This window comes from Pikeienuella sp. (assembly GCF_046290545.1).
Classification (GTDB): Bacteria; Pseudomonadota; Alphaproteobacteria; order Rhodobacterales; family Rhodobacteraceae; genus Pikeienuella.
In genome coordinates, this window is sequence record NZ_JBKAGV010000017.1 from 671,762 (window position 1) to 689,148 (window position 17,387).

A 17,387-nucleotide genomic window follows, 5' to 3' on the forward strand; every position below is an offset into this window, starting at 1 on the left:
GTCAGAGCGCGCCGAGCTGCCCTTCTCGCCGTGTCCAAATGCAATTGGTGAAATGGAGGTTTGCGTTTACGCATCGGAAACCACTTGGAGGGGGCTCCGATGCTTGAAGCGACGACTCTTGGCGACCTCGATCCGGCGGAGGGGTTCCGGATCGACGGCGAGTTCACTCTCTCGCGCACCGGCGTGGCCGTCGCCGTCGGGGATGTGAACGGGGACGGGTTCGCGGACTTCATCGTCGGCGCCCCGCAATCGACGACCGCGGACCCTTCCGGCGGAAAGGTCCATGTGATCTTCGGAACCGCCTCCGGCCTCCCCGCCGCGACGGAGGTCGCCGCGCTGGACGGCGTGAACGGCTTCACCATCGTCGGCGAGACCGAGGGCGACGAGGCGGGCTTCTCCCTTGCGGCCGGCGACGTGAACGGGGACGGGATCGACGACATCGTGGTCGGCGCGCGCTACGCCGCGACGAACGGCGCGTATTCCGGCGCGGCCTATGTGGTCTTCGGCAAGACGGACGCGTTCGGGCAGGAACTCTCGCTGTCGTCCCTCAACGGCGACGACGGCTTCCGCTTTCTCGGCGGCGCAGGCGATCAGGCCGGCCGGTCGGTCGCGGCCGGCGACGTGAACGGGGACGGGATCGACGACGTTCTGATCGGCGCGATAGGCGAAAGTTTCAACGCCCTCGACTATGCCTATGCCGGCGCCGTCCATGTGATCTTCGGAACGCGGGACGGCTTCTATGCAAGCTCCGACGCCGGCGATCTCAACGGCGGGAACGGCTTCACGCTCTTCGGCCAGACCGCGAACGGCTTGATCGGCTATTCGGTCTCCGTCGCCGGAGACGTCAACGGCGACGGGATCGAAGACATCATGATCGGCGCCCCGGGCTTCGATTACAACGGGCCCATGCCGGGCTCCGCCTTCGTCGTCTTCGGCGCCGCCGCAGGCCCCGCGTCGCCTCGCCCGGCCGCCAGCATCCTCTCCTCGTTCTTCGTGGAAGGAACGCAGGCGTTCCGGATCGGCGGGTCGGAGACGAACGATCTCGCCGGAACTTCCGTTTCCTCGGCGGGGGATGTGAACGGCGACGGCTTCGACGACCTCATCGTCGGCGCGCCGGGCGCGGACGGCTCCACCGGGGCGGCGCATGTGGTTTTCGGAAAGGCGGGCGGCTTCGGCCCGGTCCTCGATCCCTCGACGCTGGACGGGACCAACGGCTTCCGGATCGTCGGCGCGGACGCTTATGACGAAGCGGGGGCCGAGGTCGCCTCCGCGGGCGACGTGAACAATGACGGGTTCGACGACATCCTTGTCTTCGCGCCAAGCGGCGGCCCGGCCGGAACCGGCGTCGGCCCGGGGGCCTCCGGCGACAGGGCGGCCACCTATCTCATTTTCGGGAAGGCCGGCGGCTTCGCCGCCGAGATCGACCTTGGCGCGCTGACCGCGGCCGACGGGCTGAGATTCGACAGCGCGAACGTCCGGGACAATGCCGGCCAGTCGCTTGCCGCGGCCGGGGACCTGAACGGGGACGGGTTCGACGACGTCCTGTTCGGCGCGCCCGGCGTCGGCCTCGGAACCGGCGCGGCCTTCGCGCTCTTTGGCGGGGACGTCGCAGAGCCGCCGGTGTCTCCGCCGACGACGCCGCCCGTGACGCCGCCGGTCACGCCGCCGACGACGCCGCCAGTCACGCCGCCGGTGACGCCGCCCGGGACCCCGCCGTTCACGCCGCCGGTGGCTCCCCCCACGACTCCGCCTGTCACGCCGCCCGCCGGCCCCACGCCGGGCGATGACAATCTGAGCGGGACGGGCGGGCCGGACCGGATCGCCGGGCTGGCCGGAGACGACACGGTCAGGGGCCGCGGCGGCGACGACACACTTCTCGGCCAGGCCGGCGAGGATATCCTCCGCGGCGGCAGGGGCGACGACAGCCTCGTGGGCGGCGGCGGGGCCGACCGGCTCTTCGGCCAGGGCGCGAACGACACGCTGAAGGGCGGCGGCGCGGCCGACTTCCTCAAGGGCGGCGGCGGCGCCGACCGGATCGTCGGCGGCGGCGGCGCGGACACGATCGAGGGCGGCAAGGGCGCCGACACGATGATCGGCGGCGGCGGGCCGGACACGTTCCGCTTCGCGCCCGGCGACGGGGCGGACGTGATCCTGCGCTTCCGGCAGGGCGCGGATCAGATCGAGTTCAAGCGCGGGGTTTCGGGCTTCGACGCGCTGACCATCGAGCAGCAGGGCGACGACGTGCTCGTCAGCTACACGCGCGGGTCGATCCTCTTCGAGAACCAGAACGCCGGAGCGTTTGGGGAGGAGGATTTCCTCTTCTGACGCGGGTCAGAGCGCGCCGAGCTTGATCTCGGGCGAATACTCCGCGTCCACCTCCTTCACCACGGCCTGCCCGCAGCGCATCACGCCGCGCGCGGCGTCGAAGGCGTAGACAGGGCCGCCGTGGAGGGACCAGCCGGCGGCGAGCGCCGCAGTGACCTTGTGGCAGAAGGCGGACGTGTCGTCCTCCGTCAGCAGGCGATAGGCGAGCATCGGCGTCACATCGGGAAGGGGCTGACGCCGAAGAGCCAGCCATGGGCGAAGACGATCACGGCGAAGACGCCGAGCGAGAGCAGCGCCGCCTTCGCCTCGGCCCCCCAGCCGCCCCAGCGCGGCGGGGCCCAGCCAGCGGAGCGGCGGTTGATCATCCACATCATGCCGAGGGACCAGATCAGCATCCCCCCGAAGAGGAGGATCGATGCGCTGTCCCCGTTCACGAGGAGATGCGAGAGCCCCCAGACGGCGACGCCGGTGAGCATCGGATGGCGGAGCTTCGTCGCGATCCACGCCTTCGCGCCGCCGACCGCGAAGAGCCAGACGGCGACGAGCATCATCAGGTTGTTGAGATGCACGCCCCAGACGGGCGGATCGTAGACGGGGATGAACGCCGCTTGCTGGTATCCGATCACCATGAGGACGATCGCCAGCGCCGCGTCGAGCGAGAAGAGGCCCTTGTAAGGCCCCTCGCCTATCGCGTCGATCAGCCGCTCCCGCACGCCCGGAAGGGCCGAGGGCAGGAAGTGGCCGGCGCACCAGAGCGCGAAGCCCGCTGCGAGGATCAGCATGGACGTCTCCTTTCGCGGCGCACGATGCCCTCAGCCCATGTCGGCTTCAAGACGGCGGATCGCCTCCGCCTCGGCCAGCAGGCGCCGCGCCGTCTCGACATGGAGGTTCTCAACGATCCGCCCGTTCACCACCGCGACGCCGCCGCCCTTCGCCACCACCGCCTCATAGGCGGCGAGATGGGCCCGCGCCTCCTCCAGCGCCGCCTCGGAGGGGCCGAACACCTCGTTGGCGACGGCGATCTGGTCCGGATGGATCAGCGTCTTGCCGTCGAAGCCAATCGCCCGGCCCTGCTCGCATTCGGCGCGGAGCGCCGACTGGTCGCGGAAGGCGTTGCAGACGCCGTCGAGGCAGGCGAGCCCCTCCGCCCGCGCCGCGAGGAGCGCGAGGCCGAGTGCGGGGAGGACGGGCGCGCGGCCGGGAACGTGTTCGGCCCTGAGCTCCTTCACGAGGTCGTTCGTTCCCAACACGAAGCCGGCGAGGCGGGGATGGGCGGCGGCGATGGCGGGGGCGTTCAGAACGCCCTTCGGCGTCTCGATCATCGCCCAGATCGCGATCTCCGGCGCGGAGGCGCTCATCGCCGCGACGGCGACGACCATCGCCGCGCTCTCGACCTTCGGGACGAGGATCGCGTGGGGCCGCGCCGCGGTCGCCGCCGCCACATCCGCCGGGCCCCATTCCGTATCGAGCCCGTTGACGCGGATCATCACCTCCCGCGCGCCGAAGCCGGCGCGCATCTCCTCGATCACGAGCCCGCGCGCGGCCTCCTTCTCCTCCGGCGGGGTCGCGTCCTCAAGGTCGAGGATCAGCGCGTCGGCCGGCAGGGTCCGCGCCTTTTCCAGCGCGCGGGCGCGGCTCCCAGGCATGTAGAGAACGGAACGGCGCGGGCGTGGCGTGGCGGGCATGGCGTCTCCTTCGGCTGAGGAAAGGGTTAACGGTGAATCGCGCCCTGCGCAATTTCGGCCGCCTGTCGCGGCGCTGCGGGGGCTTGCGCGAATCGGAGCGCCGCGGCAGAACTAGAACAAAAAAAGAACATACAGGAGGTTGCGATGATGCTGGAAGAGGTTGCGGAGGCGCTTGCGAAGGGCTGCCGCGAGGGTCGGGAGCGGGAGGGGCTGAAGGCGCTCTATGCTCCCGGAGCCGTTTCGGTCGAGGCCGAGGCGATGCCCGGCGGCGGGCGGGAGACGGCTGGAATCGCCGGCATCGAAGGCAAGCATGACTGGTGGGAGGCGAATTTCGAGGTGACGGGCGGGGACGTCGCCGGCCCCTTTCTGCATGCGCCGGACCGGTTCGCCTTGGTCTTCTCGGTTGAGGGCCGCCCGAAGGCCGGCGGGGACGCTTTCTTGATGCGGGAAGTGGCGCTCTACACCGTCTCGGGCGGAAAGATCGTGCGCGAGGAGTTCTTCGCCGCGCCTCAGCCCGGATAGACCGCGCGGCCCCGCCCGCCTTCAGCGCACCCGCAGCGCGGGATGCGCCCCGGTTGCGAAGAGATCGTCGGACGAATTCAAGACGTGGCTCGCATGGCCTACGATCAGCGGGTCGGGAGCCGTCGCCACTGTCTCGTCCTTGTCCGGGTAGTCGAGCCCCGAAAGGAAATGCCGCATACAGTTCAGGCGCGCGCGCTTCTTGCACTTCGACTTGACGATGGTCCAGGGCGCGTCCGCGGTGTCGGTGTAGAAGAACGTCGCCTCCTTCGCCTCGGTGTACTCATGCCATCGGTCGAGGCTTGCGAGGTCGATCGGGCTCAGTTTCCAGCGCTTCAGCGGGTCGTTTTCGCGTTCCTTGAAGCGGCGGCGCTGCTCTTCCGGCGTGACGGAGAACCAGTACTTGAAGAGCCTGACGCCTGAACGGACAAGCATTCTTTCAAATTCCGGAGCCTGCCGCATGAATTCCAGGTATTCGTTCGCCGAGCAGAAGCCCATTACGCGCTCCACCCCTGCGCGATTGTACCAGGACCTGTCGTAGAAGACCATTTCGCCTGATGTCGGCAGATGCTCGACATAACGCTGGAAATACCATTGCCCGAGTTCTCGCGCCGAAGGCTTGTCGAGTGCGACGACCCGCGCGAAACGCGGATTGAGATGTTCCGTGAACCGCTTGATCGTGCCGCCCTTTCCCGCGGCGTCCCGCCCTTCGAAGAGGATCACGAATTTCTGCCCCTCCTCCTGCGACCATTTCTGAACCTTGAGAAGCTCGGCCTGAAGGCGCGCCTTTTCGGCCTCATAGAGTTTGCGCGCGAGTCTGTAGGGATAGGGGTATCGCCCGGTTTCGAAGACGTTGCGGATCGTCTCGTGGGCGGCCGTCGGCGAGAGCTGGTCCGGCTGAGCCAAAGGGGCGAACTCTTCCGCAGGTTCGGGCGCCGGCTCTGGAACGCCTGAAATCGCTTCGCTCATGTCAATCTCCCTCTCTTGCGGTCCTGCGGAAACCTCACGCCCTCAGGCCCTTGCCGCATTGATCGAAATCAAGCGCGCCCCCCGCCCTCACTCCGGATAGGTCAGCGCGCGGCGGTAAAGTCGCCATGTCGCGTGGCCCAGCAGCGGCAGCGCGACGAGAAGGCCGAGGAAGAAAGGCGCGAGCCCGGCGAGCATGAGCGCGGCCGTGACCGCCGCGAAGCAGAGCATCGGCGCCGGGCTCGCCGTGACGGCGCGTACGCTCGTCACCATCGCCGTCACCACGTCCACCTCCCGGTCGAGCAGCATCGGCAGGCCGAAAACGGTGATCGAGAAAAGAAGGAGGGCGAGCAGGAAGCCGACGAACGCGCCGACGGCGAGCATCGTGAGCCCCGCGGTGGTCAGGAACACCTCGGGCGAGGACATCACGTTCGTCATCACCTTCAGCCCGAGGAAGAGCGCGAAGACGAGATGAGCCGCGTACATCCAGAAGAGGAATATCATGATCACGACCATGATCATGGAGGGGAGCTGCCGGTCCTTCTGCCGGAAGACGACGCCGAGCACGCCCGCCCAGTCCAGCGCCTCGCCGGCCTCGATCCGCCGGCTCACCTCGTAGAGCCCGGTCGCGAAGAACGGCCCGAGCAGCGGAAAACCGAGCGAGACCGGGATAATGAGCCAGGTCTGCCCCCAGACCTGCAATTGCAGCAGGATGACGAGCCCGCCGAGCACCGTCACCGCGGCGAAGAAGAGCCCGAAGGCCGGCGCGGCGCGGAAATCGCCCCAGCCCTCGGCCAGCGCGGCGCGGATGTCCGCGCCTGTCACGGTATTGATGCGCGGCGGCGCGGAGGCTGCGGGTGCGGCGGCGTCTGTCATGGCGTTTTCCCCGGTTTTTCCGGGAAGGTGGACGCCAGGCGCGGCCTGCGCCTTGATCCAGCGCAAACGGTGGGGCCGGGCCGGGCTCTAGGGGCTCAGCGCGCTGCGGTCGCCTGAGCTGTCAGCGCAGATGATAGGTCAGCGCCCGCCCGACCAGCGCGCCGACCGCCGCCTCGTCGACGGCCTCGCCCTCCCGAAAGCGAACAGCGCGGGAGCCCTCCAGCGCGAAGCGGTCCCCATGCGCGGCGCGGAACTCGGCGATGAGCGTCGTCCTGCAATGGACATAGAGCGCGAAGCCTCCCCCCTTCGGGGCCCCGAGGCGGATCGTGCTGCCGGCCCCGGTCTCCGGCGTCAGATAGGCAGGCTGCCCCCAGCGAAGCGCCTCCTCGACCCGACCGACGCCATCCGTCCGTCCCGCGACGTCGAAGACGAGGCGCCGAAGCGACAGCAATCCCTCCCGCGCGCCCGGCTCGAAGGCGAGGAACGCCGCCTCGACCTCGTGAGAGCCGAAATCCGGCTCCGCAATCACCGCCCGTCCCGCGCCGCGCTCCGCGGATAGGCGCCGAGGACCTTGAGGAAGGAGGTGAAGAAGCGCAGTTCCTCCATCGCGTAGATCACGTTCTGATGCTCCGGGTGCCCCTCGATATCCGCATAGAACTGCGTGGCGGTAAAGGAGCCGTCCACCATGTAGCTCTCAAGCTTCACCATGTTCACGCCGTTGGTCGCGAAGCCGCCCATCGCCTTGTAGAGCGCGGCGGGCACGTTCCGTACCTGGAAGACGAAGCTTGTCATCGCCGGGCCGGCGTTCGGGTCGGCCTCCAGCTTCCGCGGGCTCATGACGAGGAAGCGCGTGGTGTTGTGCGCCGCGTCCTGGATGTCGGAGGCGAGGGGGACGAGGCCGTAGATCTCCCCCGCGAGCTTCGAGGCGAGCGCGGCGCGCGTCGGGTCTCCCGCCTTCGCCACGGCCATGGCGGAGCCGGCCGTGTCCGCCCCCGTCACCGTCTTTATTCCGTGAATTTTCATGAAATTGCGGCACTGGCCGAGGAGGACGGTGTGGCTCATCGCCTCCTTCACCTCGGAAAGCTTCGCCCCCGGCACGCCCAGAAGCTCGATCCGCACCGGCACGAAATGCTCCGCGATGATGTAGAGCCCGCTCTCCGGCAGCAGCCGGTGAATGTCCGCCACCCGGCCGTAGAGCGAGTTTTCCACCGGCAGCATGGCGAGGCCGGCGGCGCCCGTCTTCACGGCGGCCACCGCATCCTCGAAGGTCGGGCAGGGCATGGGCTCCATGTCGGGATAGACTTCGCGGCAGGCCTGGTGCGAATAGGCGCCGAGCTCGCCCTGGAAGGCGATGCGGTTTGCTTCGTTTACGGTCATTAAACGGGCCTTCGGGTCATCTGGTCGCGCCTTATACGCCTTGCCCGCCGCGGCGGGAAGCTTGTATGGAGGCGTGCCGAAAGGGGCCGCGCCGCCCCGAGCGAAGAGGAGCCGGGCATGGAGCTGAACAAGATCGTCGGGGCGTTCTGCGCGTCGCTGCTGGTGTTTCTCGGCCTCGGGTTCTTCGCCGAACAGGTCTTTTATCCGCATGGCCCGGAGGAGCTCGCCTTCGCGCTCGCCGTCGAGGAGGATGCGGGCGAGGAAGAGGCTGCGCCGGAGGTCGACCTCGCCGCGCTGCTCGCCGCCGCCGACCCGGCCGCGGGCGAGGGCGGGTTTCGCAAATGCGCCGCCTGTCACAAGATGGAAGACGGCGCGAACGGCGTCGGCCCGCATCTCTACCGCGTCGTCGGGCGGGAGATCGGCTCCGTCGAGGGCTTCAAGTATTCCGGCGCGCTGCCCGCCGGCGAGGTCTGGACGCCGGAGAACCTCTACGCTTTCCTCGCCAATCCCAAGGGCTGGGCGCCTGGCACCTCGATGGGCTTCGCCGGGCTTCGGAATTCGGAGGAGCGGGCCGAGATGATCGTCTACCTGAACGAGGCGGGCGGCGCCCCCATCGAGTTCGCGGCCCCGGCCGAGGAAGCCGCCGCCGAACCCGCCGCCGTGACGACCGAGACGCCAGCCGCCGAAGAGGCTGCTACCGGGGAGGCTGCGACCGAGGAAGCGCCCGCGGCCGATGAGGCGCCGGCCGACGACGCTGCGGCTGCGGAAGAGGCTCCGGCGGACGAGCAGGTCGCCGTCGCCCCGGCCGCGCCCGAGGAGCCCGCCGCCGAGGACGCGCCCGCCGCCGGCGGGATGAGCCCCGAGATGGCCGCCGTCTTCGCCTCGGCCGATCTCGCCGAGGGCGAGAAGGTGTTCCGCAAGTGCCGCGCCTGCCACAAGACGGAGGATGGCGCGAACGGCGTCGGACCACACCTCCACGGCGTCGTCGGCCGGCAGATCGCCTCCGTGGACGGCTACCGCTATTCCGACGCCCTGCCGGCGGATCAGGCATGGACGCCGGAAAATCTTTACGCCTACCTGGAGGATCCGAAGGGCTGGGCGCCGGGCACGAAGATGGCCTTCGCCGGGCTCAAGACCTCGCAGGAGCGGGCGAACGTGATCGCCTGGCTGAACCAGCAGGGCGACAGCCCGATCCCGTTGGAGTGACCTGCGCCCGCGAGGGCGGGATGAAGGGCCGCCTCCGGGCGGCCCTTTTCGTTTACGGCATCCGCGCCGCGCTCCCCATGCCGAGATGGAGCTCGCTTCCCGTCCAGGGATGGGCGCGGGCCAGCGCCTCGTCGAAGACGACGCCGAGCCCCGGCTCCTTCGGCGGGATGAGATAACCCTCCTCCCATTCCACGCCCTTTACGAGGTCGCCGTGGAATCCTTCCCATCGCTCGATGCATTCGAGGATCAGGAGATTGGGGATGCAGGCGCCGAGCTGCACGTTCGCCGCCGCCTCCACGGGCCCCGCATAGAGATGCGGGGCCATCAGCGCATAATACGGCTCCGCCATCGCGGCGATCTTCTTCGCCTCGAGAATGCCGCCGACGCGCCCGAGCGCGGGCTGGAGGATGGAGGCGGCGCCGGCCGCGAGCACGCGCTGGAACTCGTATTTCGTCGTCAGCCGCTCCCCCGTCGCGACGGGGATCGACGTCGCGCGCGCGACCTCCGCCATCGCCTCCGGGCTTTCGGGCGGACAGGGCTCCTCGAACCAGAGCGGGTCATAGGGCTCCAGCCGCCGCGCCATGCGCTTAGCGCCCGAGGCGGTGAACTGCCCGTGCGTGCCGAAAAGGAGATCCGCCTTCGTCCCCACCGCCTCGCGGATGCGGGCGCAGAAGAGGGCGGAGCGGTCCAGCGCCTCAAGGTCGGGCTGGCGGCCATCGTAGCTCGTGTAGGGCCCCGCCGGGTCGAACTTCACCGCGGTGAAGCCCTGCGCGACATAATCCGCCGCCCGCGCCGCCGCCGCATCCGGGTCAGAGTAGACCGGGCTGTCGGAATGCGCGTCCGCCTCCCCGCCCGGATAGAGATAGGTGTAGGTGCGGAGCCGCTCATGGCAGCGCCCGCCGAGAAGCTGGTGGACGGGCTGGCCCGCAGCCTTGCCCACGATGTCCCAGCAGGCGATTTCGAGGCCGGAGAAAATCCCCATCAGCGTCGGATCGGGCCGCTGCGAATAGCCGGAACTGTAGGTGAGGCGGTAGAGATGCTCGATCCGGTGCGGGTCCGCGCCCTCGAACCAGCGGCCGAACACGTCCCGCGTCGCGGCCTCGATCACGGCGGGGCCGAAGCTCGCGGCGTAGATCTCGCCATAGCCGACGATCCCGCAGGCGGTGGTCAGCTTCACGAAGATGAAATAGCGCCCGCCGCGCCGCGGCGGCGGGTTGCCCACGATGAAGACTTCGAGATCGGCCAGTTTCACGCTTGTTCCTCCCGCGCCCGGTTTCGCCAGCTTTGCCGCCCGGGCGCCGGCGCGTCTATCCCGAGAGGAGCAGCCAGGCCCAGAGATTGAAGGTCGCCAGCGCCGCGCCGGTCGAGAACAGGATCGCGCCGGACATCCGGTTCGGCCGCGTCTCGTAGCGCAAGGCGAGGATGAAGACGTTGTTCGCCACCGGCAGCGAGGCGAGGAGCACGGCGATCACGATCTCCTCCCGCGTCAGCCCGAACACGTCCGTCGTCGCGACGAAGATCATGACGAGCGGATGGATCAGCAGCTTCGCCGCGCAAATCCACCCGAGCTCCGACGCCGCGGCCCGCATCGGCTGGCCATAGAGCGTCACCCCGATGGCGAAGAGCGCGGCGGGCACCGCCGCCATGCCGAGGATGCGCATGAAATCGTCCACCGGCTTCGGAATCTCCGCGCCCGAAAGGCTGAGCAGGAGCCCCGCGCCGATCGCCAGCACGAAGGGGTTGAGGATCGCGGAGCGCGCCGTCGCGAGAAGGCTCGGCACTTCCGCCCCCGCGCCGGGCGAAAGACGGCTGAGCAGCGCGATGGTGAGAGTCACGACGAAGAGCATGTCGAAGATGATCGCCATGGCCACCGGAGCCGCCGCCGCCTCCCCGGCGAGGCTGACGACGAGCGTGATGCCGAGATAGCCGACATTGCCATGCGTCGTCGCCGCCGCATGGACCGTCGCCGCCGCGCCGCCCTGCCGCATGACGAGGCCGGAGACGATCAGCGTCCCGACGAACATCAGCACGGAGACGGAGCCCCAGGCGGCGAAGAAGCCGGGGTTGAACACGTCCTCGAACGGGATCGCCGCAATGGTCCGCACCATCAGGGCCGGCAGCGCGAAATAGAGCACGAAGGCGTTGAGCGCCTTCGCCGAACCCTCGACCATCACGCCCCGCCAGCGCGCGGCGTAGCCGCACCCGATCAGCGCGAAATAGGGGAGGGTGACGCCGAAGATCGCGAACATGGGCGGAGGGCAGGCCTTTCCTGTCGATCAGCGCCCTTAACCCGTTCTCCGGAGCGGGGAAAGCGCATGCGGCGCATGGCAGCCCTGCGCGCGCCGCGCTCATTCCATCAGGACCACGTTGCGCACGCCTGTCCCGGCCCGCGTCCGGTCCAGCGCCGCGTTGATCTCCTCGAAGCCGAACCGGCCGGTGACGAGTTCCGAGAGCTTGAGCCGCCCCGCCCGATAGAGCCCGATCAGCGCCGGAATGTCTCGCGCCGGCGCGGCCTTGCCCATCTTCGAGCCGAGAATGCGCTGCCCGGCGTCGGCCAGCGTCAGCGGGTCGAAGGTGGAGCGGGCGCCGAGCGCGCCCATGCCGACGAGCACCGCCGCGCCGCCGGGCGCGAGCATCTCGTAGGCGGAGGCCATCGCCGCCTCCGCCCCGACCGTGACGAAGACGTAATCCGCGCCGCCCTCGGTCAGCCGCCGCACCTCCGCCGCCGCCTCGGGCCCCGCCTTGACGCAATCCGTCGCGCCGAAGCCGCGCGCGATCTCCAGCTTTTCCGCGGAGACATCCGCGACGATCACCCGCGACGCCCCGTTCAGCGCCGCGCCCTGCACCGCATTGAGCCCGACGCCCCCGGTGCCGATGACGACGGCTGTGGCCCCCGCCTCCATCGCCGCCGTATTCGTCACCGCGCCATAGCCGGTGATGACCCCGCATGCGAGGAGCGAGGCTTCGGCCCAGCCGATCTCACCCTCGATCTTCGCGAGCTGCGAGGCGTGGACGGTCACCTCCTCCGCGAAGGCGCCGCATTTCAGCCCCTGCGCCACCGGCGCGCCCGTCGCGTCGGAAAGTGGGCTCGCGGCGTTGAGCGGAAAGGGCTCCGTGCAATAGGTGCGCTGCCCCTTCGCGCAGCAGGCGCATTCCCCGCAGGAGCGGATGAGGGTGACGACCGCCCGGTCTCCCTTGGCGAAGCCGGTCACCCCCGCGCCCGTCTCCAGCACATCCCCCGCCGCCTCGTGGCCATAGACGGCGGGGAGCGCGCCGCCCCAGCCGCCGGCGATGAAGATGAGGTCGGAATGGCAGATCGCGACGGCGCGCACCCGCAGCCGCACCTCCCCCGGCCCCGGCGCGGCGAGCGCGAGCTCCTCGATTTCGAGCGGCGCGCCGAAGGCGCGGGCGACGGCGGCTTTCATGCTCTTCCCCCGGAACAGGACGTCGCCCACGCTTCGCGCCGCCGCGACCGGCGCGCTTCGCGGAAAGCGAAGCGCGGCGCCGCGTTTCGGCTGCGGCGCATCGCTTGCCCCGGGCCCCTCCCGCTCCTAGCTTCGCCAGAGAGCAATGACGGAGCCGGACCGATGCGCCTGACCCGCCGCGACTTTTCGCTGACCCTCGCCGCCGCCGCCGCGGCCCCGCTCCTGCCCCGGCCCGCCTTTGCGGAAGGGGTCGTCCGCTCCCACGGCGCCTCGCTGATCGGGGAGCTGAAATACCCCGTCGACTTCCCGCATTTCGACCATGTGAACCCCGCCGCGCCGAAGGGCGGAATCGCCCGGCTCGCGACGCAGTCGACCTTCGACAGCTTCAATCCCTTCATCGTGAAGGGCAATTCGCCGACGGGGATCGGCCTCATCTTCGACACGCTGATGGTCTCCGCCCTCGACCAGGGGTCGACGCAGTACGGCCTCCTCGCGGAATGGTACGAGCACCCGGCGGACTGGTCCTGGGCCGCTTTCAAGCTCCGCGACGGCGCGCGCTGGCATGACGGGCGGCCGGTGACGGCGGAGGACGTCGTCTTCTCCTTCGACATCCTCGTGACGAAGGGCCACCCGCAATACCGCTTCTATTACGCGAACGTGGCCGGCGCGCGCGACATGGGCGAGGGCGTCGTCCGCTTCGATTTCGACCAGACGGGGAACCGCGAGCTGCCGCATATCATGGGCCAGCTCGCGATCCTGCCGAAGCACTGGTGGGAGGGGCGGGACTTCGACCGCTCCTCGCTGGAGCCGATGCTCTCCTCCGGCCCTTACAAGATCGGCGATTTCGAGACCGGGCGCTTCGTCGAATACAAGCGCGTGCCGGACTATTGGGGCGCCGACCTCCCCGTGAACATCGGCAAGCACAACATGGACAGCATCCGCTACGAGATCTTCCTCGACGCGGAGGCGGCGTTCGAGGCCTTCAAGTCCGGCCAGTTCGACTTCCGGGACGAGAACTCCGCCTCGAAATGGGCGCAGGGCTACGATTTCCCCGCCGCTCGCGCCGGGCTGGTGAAGCGGGAGGAGGTCGTCACCGATGGGCCGAAGACCACGCAGACCTTCGCCTTCAACCTCCGCCGCCCGAAATTCCAGGACCGGCGGGTGCGGGAGGCGATCGGCCTCGCCTTCGATTTCGAGCACACGAACCGCACGATCTATTTCTCGCAATACGCAAGGCCCCGCAGCTATTTCCAGGGCTCCGAAGGCCTGATGCAGACGGGCGCGCCGGAGGGTGCCGAGCTGGCCCTCCTCGAAAGCCTGCGCGGGCAGGTCCCCGAGGAGGTGTTCGGCCCCGCCTGGACCCCGCCGGAGACGGACGGTTCGGGCCGCAACCGGCGGGAGCTGCGCCGCGCGACGGAGCTTTTGCGGGAGGCGGGCTGGGAGGTGCGGAACGGCAAGCTCGCCGGGCCGGAGGGCCAGCCCTTCGAGATCGAGTTCCTTTCCTCGCAGGACGCACAGGAGCGGGTCATCAACCCCTTCATCAACAACCTGAAGCAGCTCGGCTTCGAGGCGAGCTTCCGGATCGTGGACGCGCCGCAATACATCCGCCGCGTCAGCCAGGATGAGAGCTTCGACTGGGACATGATCATCTGGGGCGTCTCGAACTCCGAGAGCCCGGGCAACGAGCAGCGGGAGTTCTGGGGCTCCTCGACGGCCGATCGCGTGGGCGCCCGCAATGTCGGCGGCGTGGCCGACCCGGCGGTGGACGCGCTGATCGACAGGATCATCTTCGCGGAGGACCGGCCGGCGCTGGAGGCGGCGAGCCGCGCGCTGGACCGTGTGCTGCTCTGGAACCACTACATGATCCCGCAACTCTACACCCCCTTCGACCGCATCGCGTGGTGGGACAGGTTCGGGCATCCCGAACCCTTCCCGCCGCGGGGCGAGGCGTTCCCGACCGTCTGGTGGTGGGACGAGGCGAAGGCCGCCGCGGTGGAGGCGGCGCGATGATCCGCCTCGCCCTCGCCGCGCTCCTCCTCGCCGCGCCGGCGGCCGCCGAGACGACCGCGCACGGCGTCTCCGCCTTCGGCGCGCTGAAATACCCGGCGGATTTCGCCCATTTCGACTATGTGAACGCCGAAGCGCCGAAGGGCGGAACGCTGAAGACCCGCTCCACCTTCGCGCAGAACACGTTCGACAGCCTCAATCCCTTCATCCTGAAGGGCGAGGCGCCGGCGGAGGTTTCCCTCTACGTCTTCGACACGCTGATGGTGCGCGCGATGGACGAGGCGGACGCCGTCTATGGCCTCGTCGCGGAAAGCGTCACCTGGCCCGTCGACCGCGCCTGGGCCGAGTTCCGCCTCCGCCCCGAGGCGCGCTTCGCGGACGGGGAGCCGATCACGGCGGAGGATGTCGTCTTCTCCCTCGACATCCTGAAGGCGGAGGGCGCGCCGCGCTACCGCATCGCCTACGGCGCCATCGAGAAGGCGGAGGCGCTGGCGGAGGACCGGGTGCGCTTCACCTTCCGCCCGGGCGCCTCGACGCGGGACCTGCCGATGCTTGCCGCCTCCATCCCGATCCTGCCGAAGCACTGGTGGGAGGGGCGCGCCTTCGGCGAATCGACGCTCGACCCGCTCCTCGGCTCCGGCCCCTACCGCATCGGCGCCTTCGAGCCGGGGCGGACCATCGCCTTCGAGCGGCGGGAGGATTACTGGGCGAAGGACCTGCCCGTGAATGTCGGGCGCTGGAATTTCGACCGGCTCGAATACGAGTATTTCAGGGACTACACGGCCGCCTTCGAGGCGTTCAAGGCCGGCGCCTACGAGATGCACGAGGAGTTCTTCTCGAAGATCTGGGCGACCGGATACGACTTCCCCGCGGTGAACGATGGCCGCGTGATCCGCGACACGCTGCCGGACGGGCGGCCGGCGGGCACGCAGGGCTACTGGTTCAACACGCGGCGGGAGAAATTCGCCGACCCGCGCGTGCGCCAGGCGCTCGGCATGGCCTTCGACTTCGAATGGTCGAACCGCACGCTCTTCTATGACCTCTACCAGCGCACGACGAGCTTCTTCGAGGGCTCGCCCCTCGCCGCGAAGGGCGCCCCTTCGGAGGCGGAGCGGGCGCTTCTCGAGCCGCTCATGGAGCATCTTCCTCCCGAGGCGCTGGGCGAGGCCTTCGTCCCCGCGGTGACGGACGGTTCGGGCCGGATGCGACGGGAATTGCGCGCCGCCGGCGCCCTCCTCGACGAGGCGGGATGGACGGTCGGCGGCGATGGCAAGCGGCGGAACGCGGCGGGGGAGCTTCTGACCATCGAGTTCCTCGATGACAGCCCGACCTTCGAGCGCATAACGGGCCCCTATATCCGCAACCTCGAACAGCTCGGCGTGACGGCGGAAATGCGGACGGTGGACGCTGCGCAATATCAGGCGCGGATGAAGACCTACGATTTCGATGTGACGGTGGCCCGGATGCCGATGTCGCCCACGCCCGGCGTGGAGCTGTGGAACCTCTTCGGAGCCGAATCCGCCTCGGCGGAGGACACGCTCAATCTCTCCGGCGTCGCGAATCCGGCGGTGGACGCGCTGATCGAGGCGATCATCGGAGCGAAGAACGCGGAGGAACACGCCGCCGCCGTCTCCGCGCTCGACCGGGCGCTCCGCTCGATGCATCTCTGGGTCCCGCAATGGTCCAAGGCCAGCCATACGATGGCCTGGTGGGACCGGTTCGGAAGGCCGGAGACGAAGCCGCCGTATTCCCGCGCGATCATCGACACCTGGTGGTTCGATTCCGGGAAGAGCGAGGCGCTTGACGCGCAGCGGGGCGGCTGACCGCGGCGGCGACGCCCCGGCAAGGGGCCTGAAGGCGAGGCCGGCGCCCGGGAACCGGGGCGCAGGGCGAACTATTATATATTTTATAACAATGACTTGACGGTCGCTCAGTGCCTTCGCCCACCATCGGTTGATCTCCCTCAAGGCGGATGTTCTGCTGTGGGGTGACGATCAGAAGAAACCCAAAGGGAGGCTCTGATGTTCAGCAGGATCATGGTTCCGGTCGATCTCGGCCATAAGGACAGGCTCCGCCGCGCGCTCGACGCGGCGGGAAAGCTGGCGAAGGCGGAAGGGGCGGAAATTGTCTTTGTCGGGGTGACAGGCACGGCTCCAGGGGCCGTTGCGCGGAGCCCCGAGGCCTATCGCGAGCGGCTGGACGCTTTCGCAGCGGAGGAATCCGGCGCGCTCGGCGTGCCCGCCTCGGCGGATGCGGTGATCGCGCATGACCCGGCGGTGGACCTTGGCGCCGCCCTCGTGGAGGAAATCCCGCGCCTCGGGGCGGACGCCGTGGTGATGGCGAGTCACCTTCCCGGCCTTGCCGAGCACGTATTCGCCTCGAACGCCGGCTATGTGGCGAGCCACGCGCCTGTCTCCGTCTTCGTTGTGCGCTAGGCGGCTTTCGCCGGCGCGGCGCGGCGCCCATATCTGGGCGAGGAGGTCCCATGCGCCGCGCCCTCGTCATCTTCGCCCTTTTCCTCGCCGCCTGCGCGGAGCCGACCGCCTACGCCCCCGCCGACCCGGAGGCGCGCGCCCCGGAAGGCTATACCGAGCTGAAGATCGAGCCCGGCCGCTGGCGCGTCGCCTTCGCCGGCAACAGCGTCACGGGCCGGGAGGCGGTGGAGATCGCCATGCTGCACCGCGCCGCGGAGATCGCGCTCCGCGAGGGCGGGGACTGGTTCCGGATTGTGGACGAGGGGACGGACGAGACGGTGCGGGAGGTCGCGGTCGTCGGCGGCTTCGGGCCCTGGCCCTATCGCAGCCGCTTCGACCGCCGCTTCGGCTTCGGCCCCGGCTACGGCCTCGACACGATCGAGACGCGGCGCATCAGCCGCTTCTCCGCCCATGCGGAGATCATCGTCGGCGCCGGGGAGAAGCCGGCGGAGGACCCGCTCGCCTACGACGCCCGCGCCGTCATGGCGGAGATCGGGCCCCGATTGTCGCGGGCGCGCGAGGGCTGA

At 69.4% G+C, this 17,387-nt stretch carries 17 protein-coding genes; 7 read left to right on the forward strand and 10 right to left on the reverse strand.

Annotated features, from left to right (window positions below):
* The first annotated feature begins 99 nt into the window (after window positions 1-99).
* Window positions 100-2,325, forward strand: a complete 2,226-nt coding sequence (locus tag ACE37J_RS19715) for a hypothetical protein (protein ID WP_409714719.1) — start codon at window positions 100-102, stop codon at window positions 2,323-2,325.
* A gap of 6 nt (window positions 2,326-2,331) precedes the next feature.
* Here the strand turns inward: ACE37J_RS19715 and ACE37J_RS19720 are convergent, their stop codons facing one another.
* Genes ACE37J_RS19720 through ACE37J_RS19730 form a run of 3 tightly spaced genes read right to left on the reverse strand, consistent with a single transcriptional unit; the run spans window position 2,332 to window position 4,010 of the window.
* Complete coding sequence (locus tag ACE37J_RS19720) at window positions 2,332-2,535, reverse strand: DUF1737 domain-containing protein (protein WP_409714722.1); 204 nt, start codon at window positions 2,533-2,535, stop codon at window positions 2,332-2,334.
* Between the two features lie 5 nt (window positions 2,536-2,540).
* Complete coding sequence (locus tag ACE37J_RS19725; RefSeq protein ID WP_409714725.1) at window positions 2,541-3,107, reverse strand: NnrU family protein; 567 nt, start codon at window positions 3,105-3,107, stop codon at window positions 2,541-2,543.
* A gap of 30 nt (window positions 3,108-3,137) precedes the next feature.
* On the reverse strand, window positions 3,138-4,010 hold the full coding sequence (locus ACE37J_RS19730) for an HpcH/HpaI aldolase/citrate lyase family protein (RefSeq protein ID WP_409714728.1): 873 nt from the start codon (window positions 4,008-4,010) through the stop codon (window positions 3,138-3,140).
* A gap of 144 nt (window positions 4,011-4,154) precedes the next feature.
* Here ACE37J_RS19730 and ACE37J_RS19735 point away from each other — a divergent pair, with 144 nt between their 5' ends.
* The gene (locus ACE37J_RS19735) at window positions 4,155-4,532 is read left to right on the forward strand and encodes a nuclear transport factor 2 family protein (RefSeq protein WP_409714731.1); all 378 of its coding nucleotides are present in this window, start codon (window positions 4,155-4,157) and stop codon (window positions 4,530-4,532) included.
* A gap of 21 nt (window positions 4,533-4,553) precedes the next feature.
* Here the strand turns inward: ACE37J_RS19735 and ppk2 are convergent, their stop codons facing one another.
* The 4 genes from ppk2 to ACE37J_RS19755 all read right to left on the reverse strand — a co-directional run bounded on the left by ppk2 (window position 4,554) and on the right by ACE37J_RS19755 (window position 7,748).
* A complete protein-coding gene (ppk2, locus tag ACE37J_RS19740) occupies window positions 4,554-5,498 on the reverse strand; it encodes a polyphosphate kinase 2 (RefSeq protein WP_409714734.1) in 945 nt (314 codons plus the stop codon).
* Between the two features lie 87 nt (window positions 5,499-5,585).
* Window positions 5,586-6,371, reverse strand: a complete 786-nt coding sequence (locus ACE37J_RS19745) for a DUF2189 domain-containing protein (protein WP_409714737.1) — start codon at window positions 6,369-6,371, stop codon at window positions 5,586-5,588.
* A gap of 121 nt (window positions 6,372-6,492) precedes the next feature.
* Window positions 6,493-6,900: a DUF1801 domain-containing protein gene (locus ACE37J_RS19750; protein WP_409714740.1), complete on the reverse strand. Its 408-nt coding sequence runs from the start codon at window positions 6,898-6,900 to the stop codon at window positions 6,493-6,495.
* Window positions 6,897-7,748: a prephenate dehydratase gene (locus ACE37J_RS19755; RefSeq protein WP_409714743.1), complete on the reverse strand. Its 852-nt coding sequence runs from the start codon at window positions 7,746-7,748 to the stop codon at window positions 6,897-6,899. Before ACE37J_RS19755 ends, ACE37J_RS19750 begins: the two co-directional genes overlap by 4 nt.
* Before the next feature lie 117 nt (window positions 7,749-7,865).
* Here ACE37J_RS19755 and ACE37J_RS19760 point away from each other — a divergent pair, with 117 nt between their 5' ends.
* A complete protein-coding gene (locus ACE37J_RS19760) occupies window positions 7,866-8,954 on the forward strand; it encodes a c-type cytochrome (protein ID WP_409714746.1) in 1,089 nt (362 codons plus the stop codon).
* Between the two features lie 52 nt (window positions 8,955-9,006).
* Here ACE37J_RS19760 and ACE37J_RS19765 read toward each other — a convergent pair whose 3' ends face one another.
* From ACE37J_RS19765 to ACE37J_RS19775, 3 genes are all read right to left on the reverse strand, one after another.
* On the reverse strand, window positions 9,007-10,206 hold the full coding sequence (locus ACE37J_RS19765) for a mandelate racemase/muconate lactonizing enzyme family protein (protein ID WP_409714749.1): 1,200 nt from the start codon (window positions 10,204-10,206) through the stop codon (window positions 9,007-9,009).
* Between the two features lie 55 nt (window positions 10,207-10,261).
* Window positions 10,262-11,203, reverse strand: a complete 942-nt coding sequence (locus ACE37J_RS19770; RefSeq protein ID WP_409714752.1) for an AEC family transporter — start codon at window positions 11,201-11,203, stop codon at window positions 10,262-10,264.
* Between the two features lie 99 nt (window positions 11,204-11,302).
* Window positions 11,303-12,379 carry a zinc-binding dehydrogenase gene (locus ACE37J_RS19775; RefSeq protein WP_409714755.1) on the reverse strand — a complete coding sequence of 359 codons (1,077 nt, stop codon included), beginning with the start codon at window positions 12,377-12,379 and terminating at the stop codon, window positions 11,303-11,305.
* A gap of 162 nt (window positions 12,380-12,541) precedes the next feature.
* Here ACE37J_RS19775 and ACE37J_RS19780 point away from each other — a divergent pair, with 162 nt between their 5' ends.
* The 4 genes from ACE37J_RS19780 (at window position 12,542) to ACE37J_RS19795 (ending at window position 17,387) form a co-directional block, all read left to right on the forward strand.
* Window positions 12,542-14,389: an extracellular solute-binding protein gene (locus tag ACE37J_RS19780; RefSeq protein WP_409714758.1), complete on the forward strand. Its 1,848-nt coding sequence runs from the start codon at window positions 12,542-12,544 to the stop codon at window positions 14,387-14,389.
* On the forward strand, window positions 14,386-16,209 hold the full coding sequence (locus tag ACE37J_RS19785) for an extracellular solute-binding protein (RefSeq protein ID WP_409714761.1): 1,824 nt from the start codon (window positions 14,386-14,388) through the stop codon (window positions 16,207-16,209). Before ACE37J_RS19780 ends, ACE37J_RS19785 begins: the two co-directional genes overlap by 4 nt.
* A 198-nt stretch (window positions 16,210-16,407) precedes the next feature.
* Window positions 16,408-16,821, forward strand: coding sequence for a universal stress protein (locus tag ACE37J_RS19790; protein WP_409714763.1), 414 nt, complete (start codon window positions 16,408-16,410; stop codon window positions 16,819-16,821).
* A 50-nt stretch (window positions 16,822-16,871) separates the two neighbouring features.
* Entirely contained in the window at window positions 16,872-17,387 is a 516-nt protein-coding gene (locus ACE37J_RS19795) for a CC0125/CC1285 family lipoprotein (RefSeq protein ID WP_409714766.1), read from the forward strand.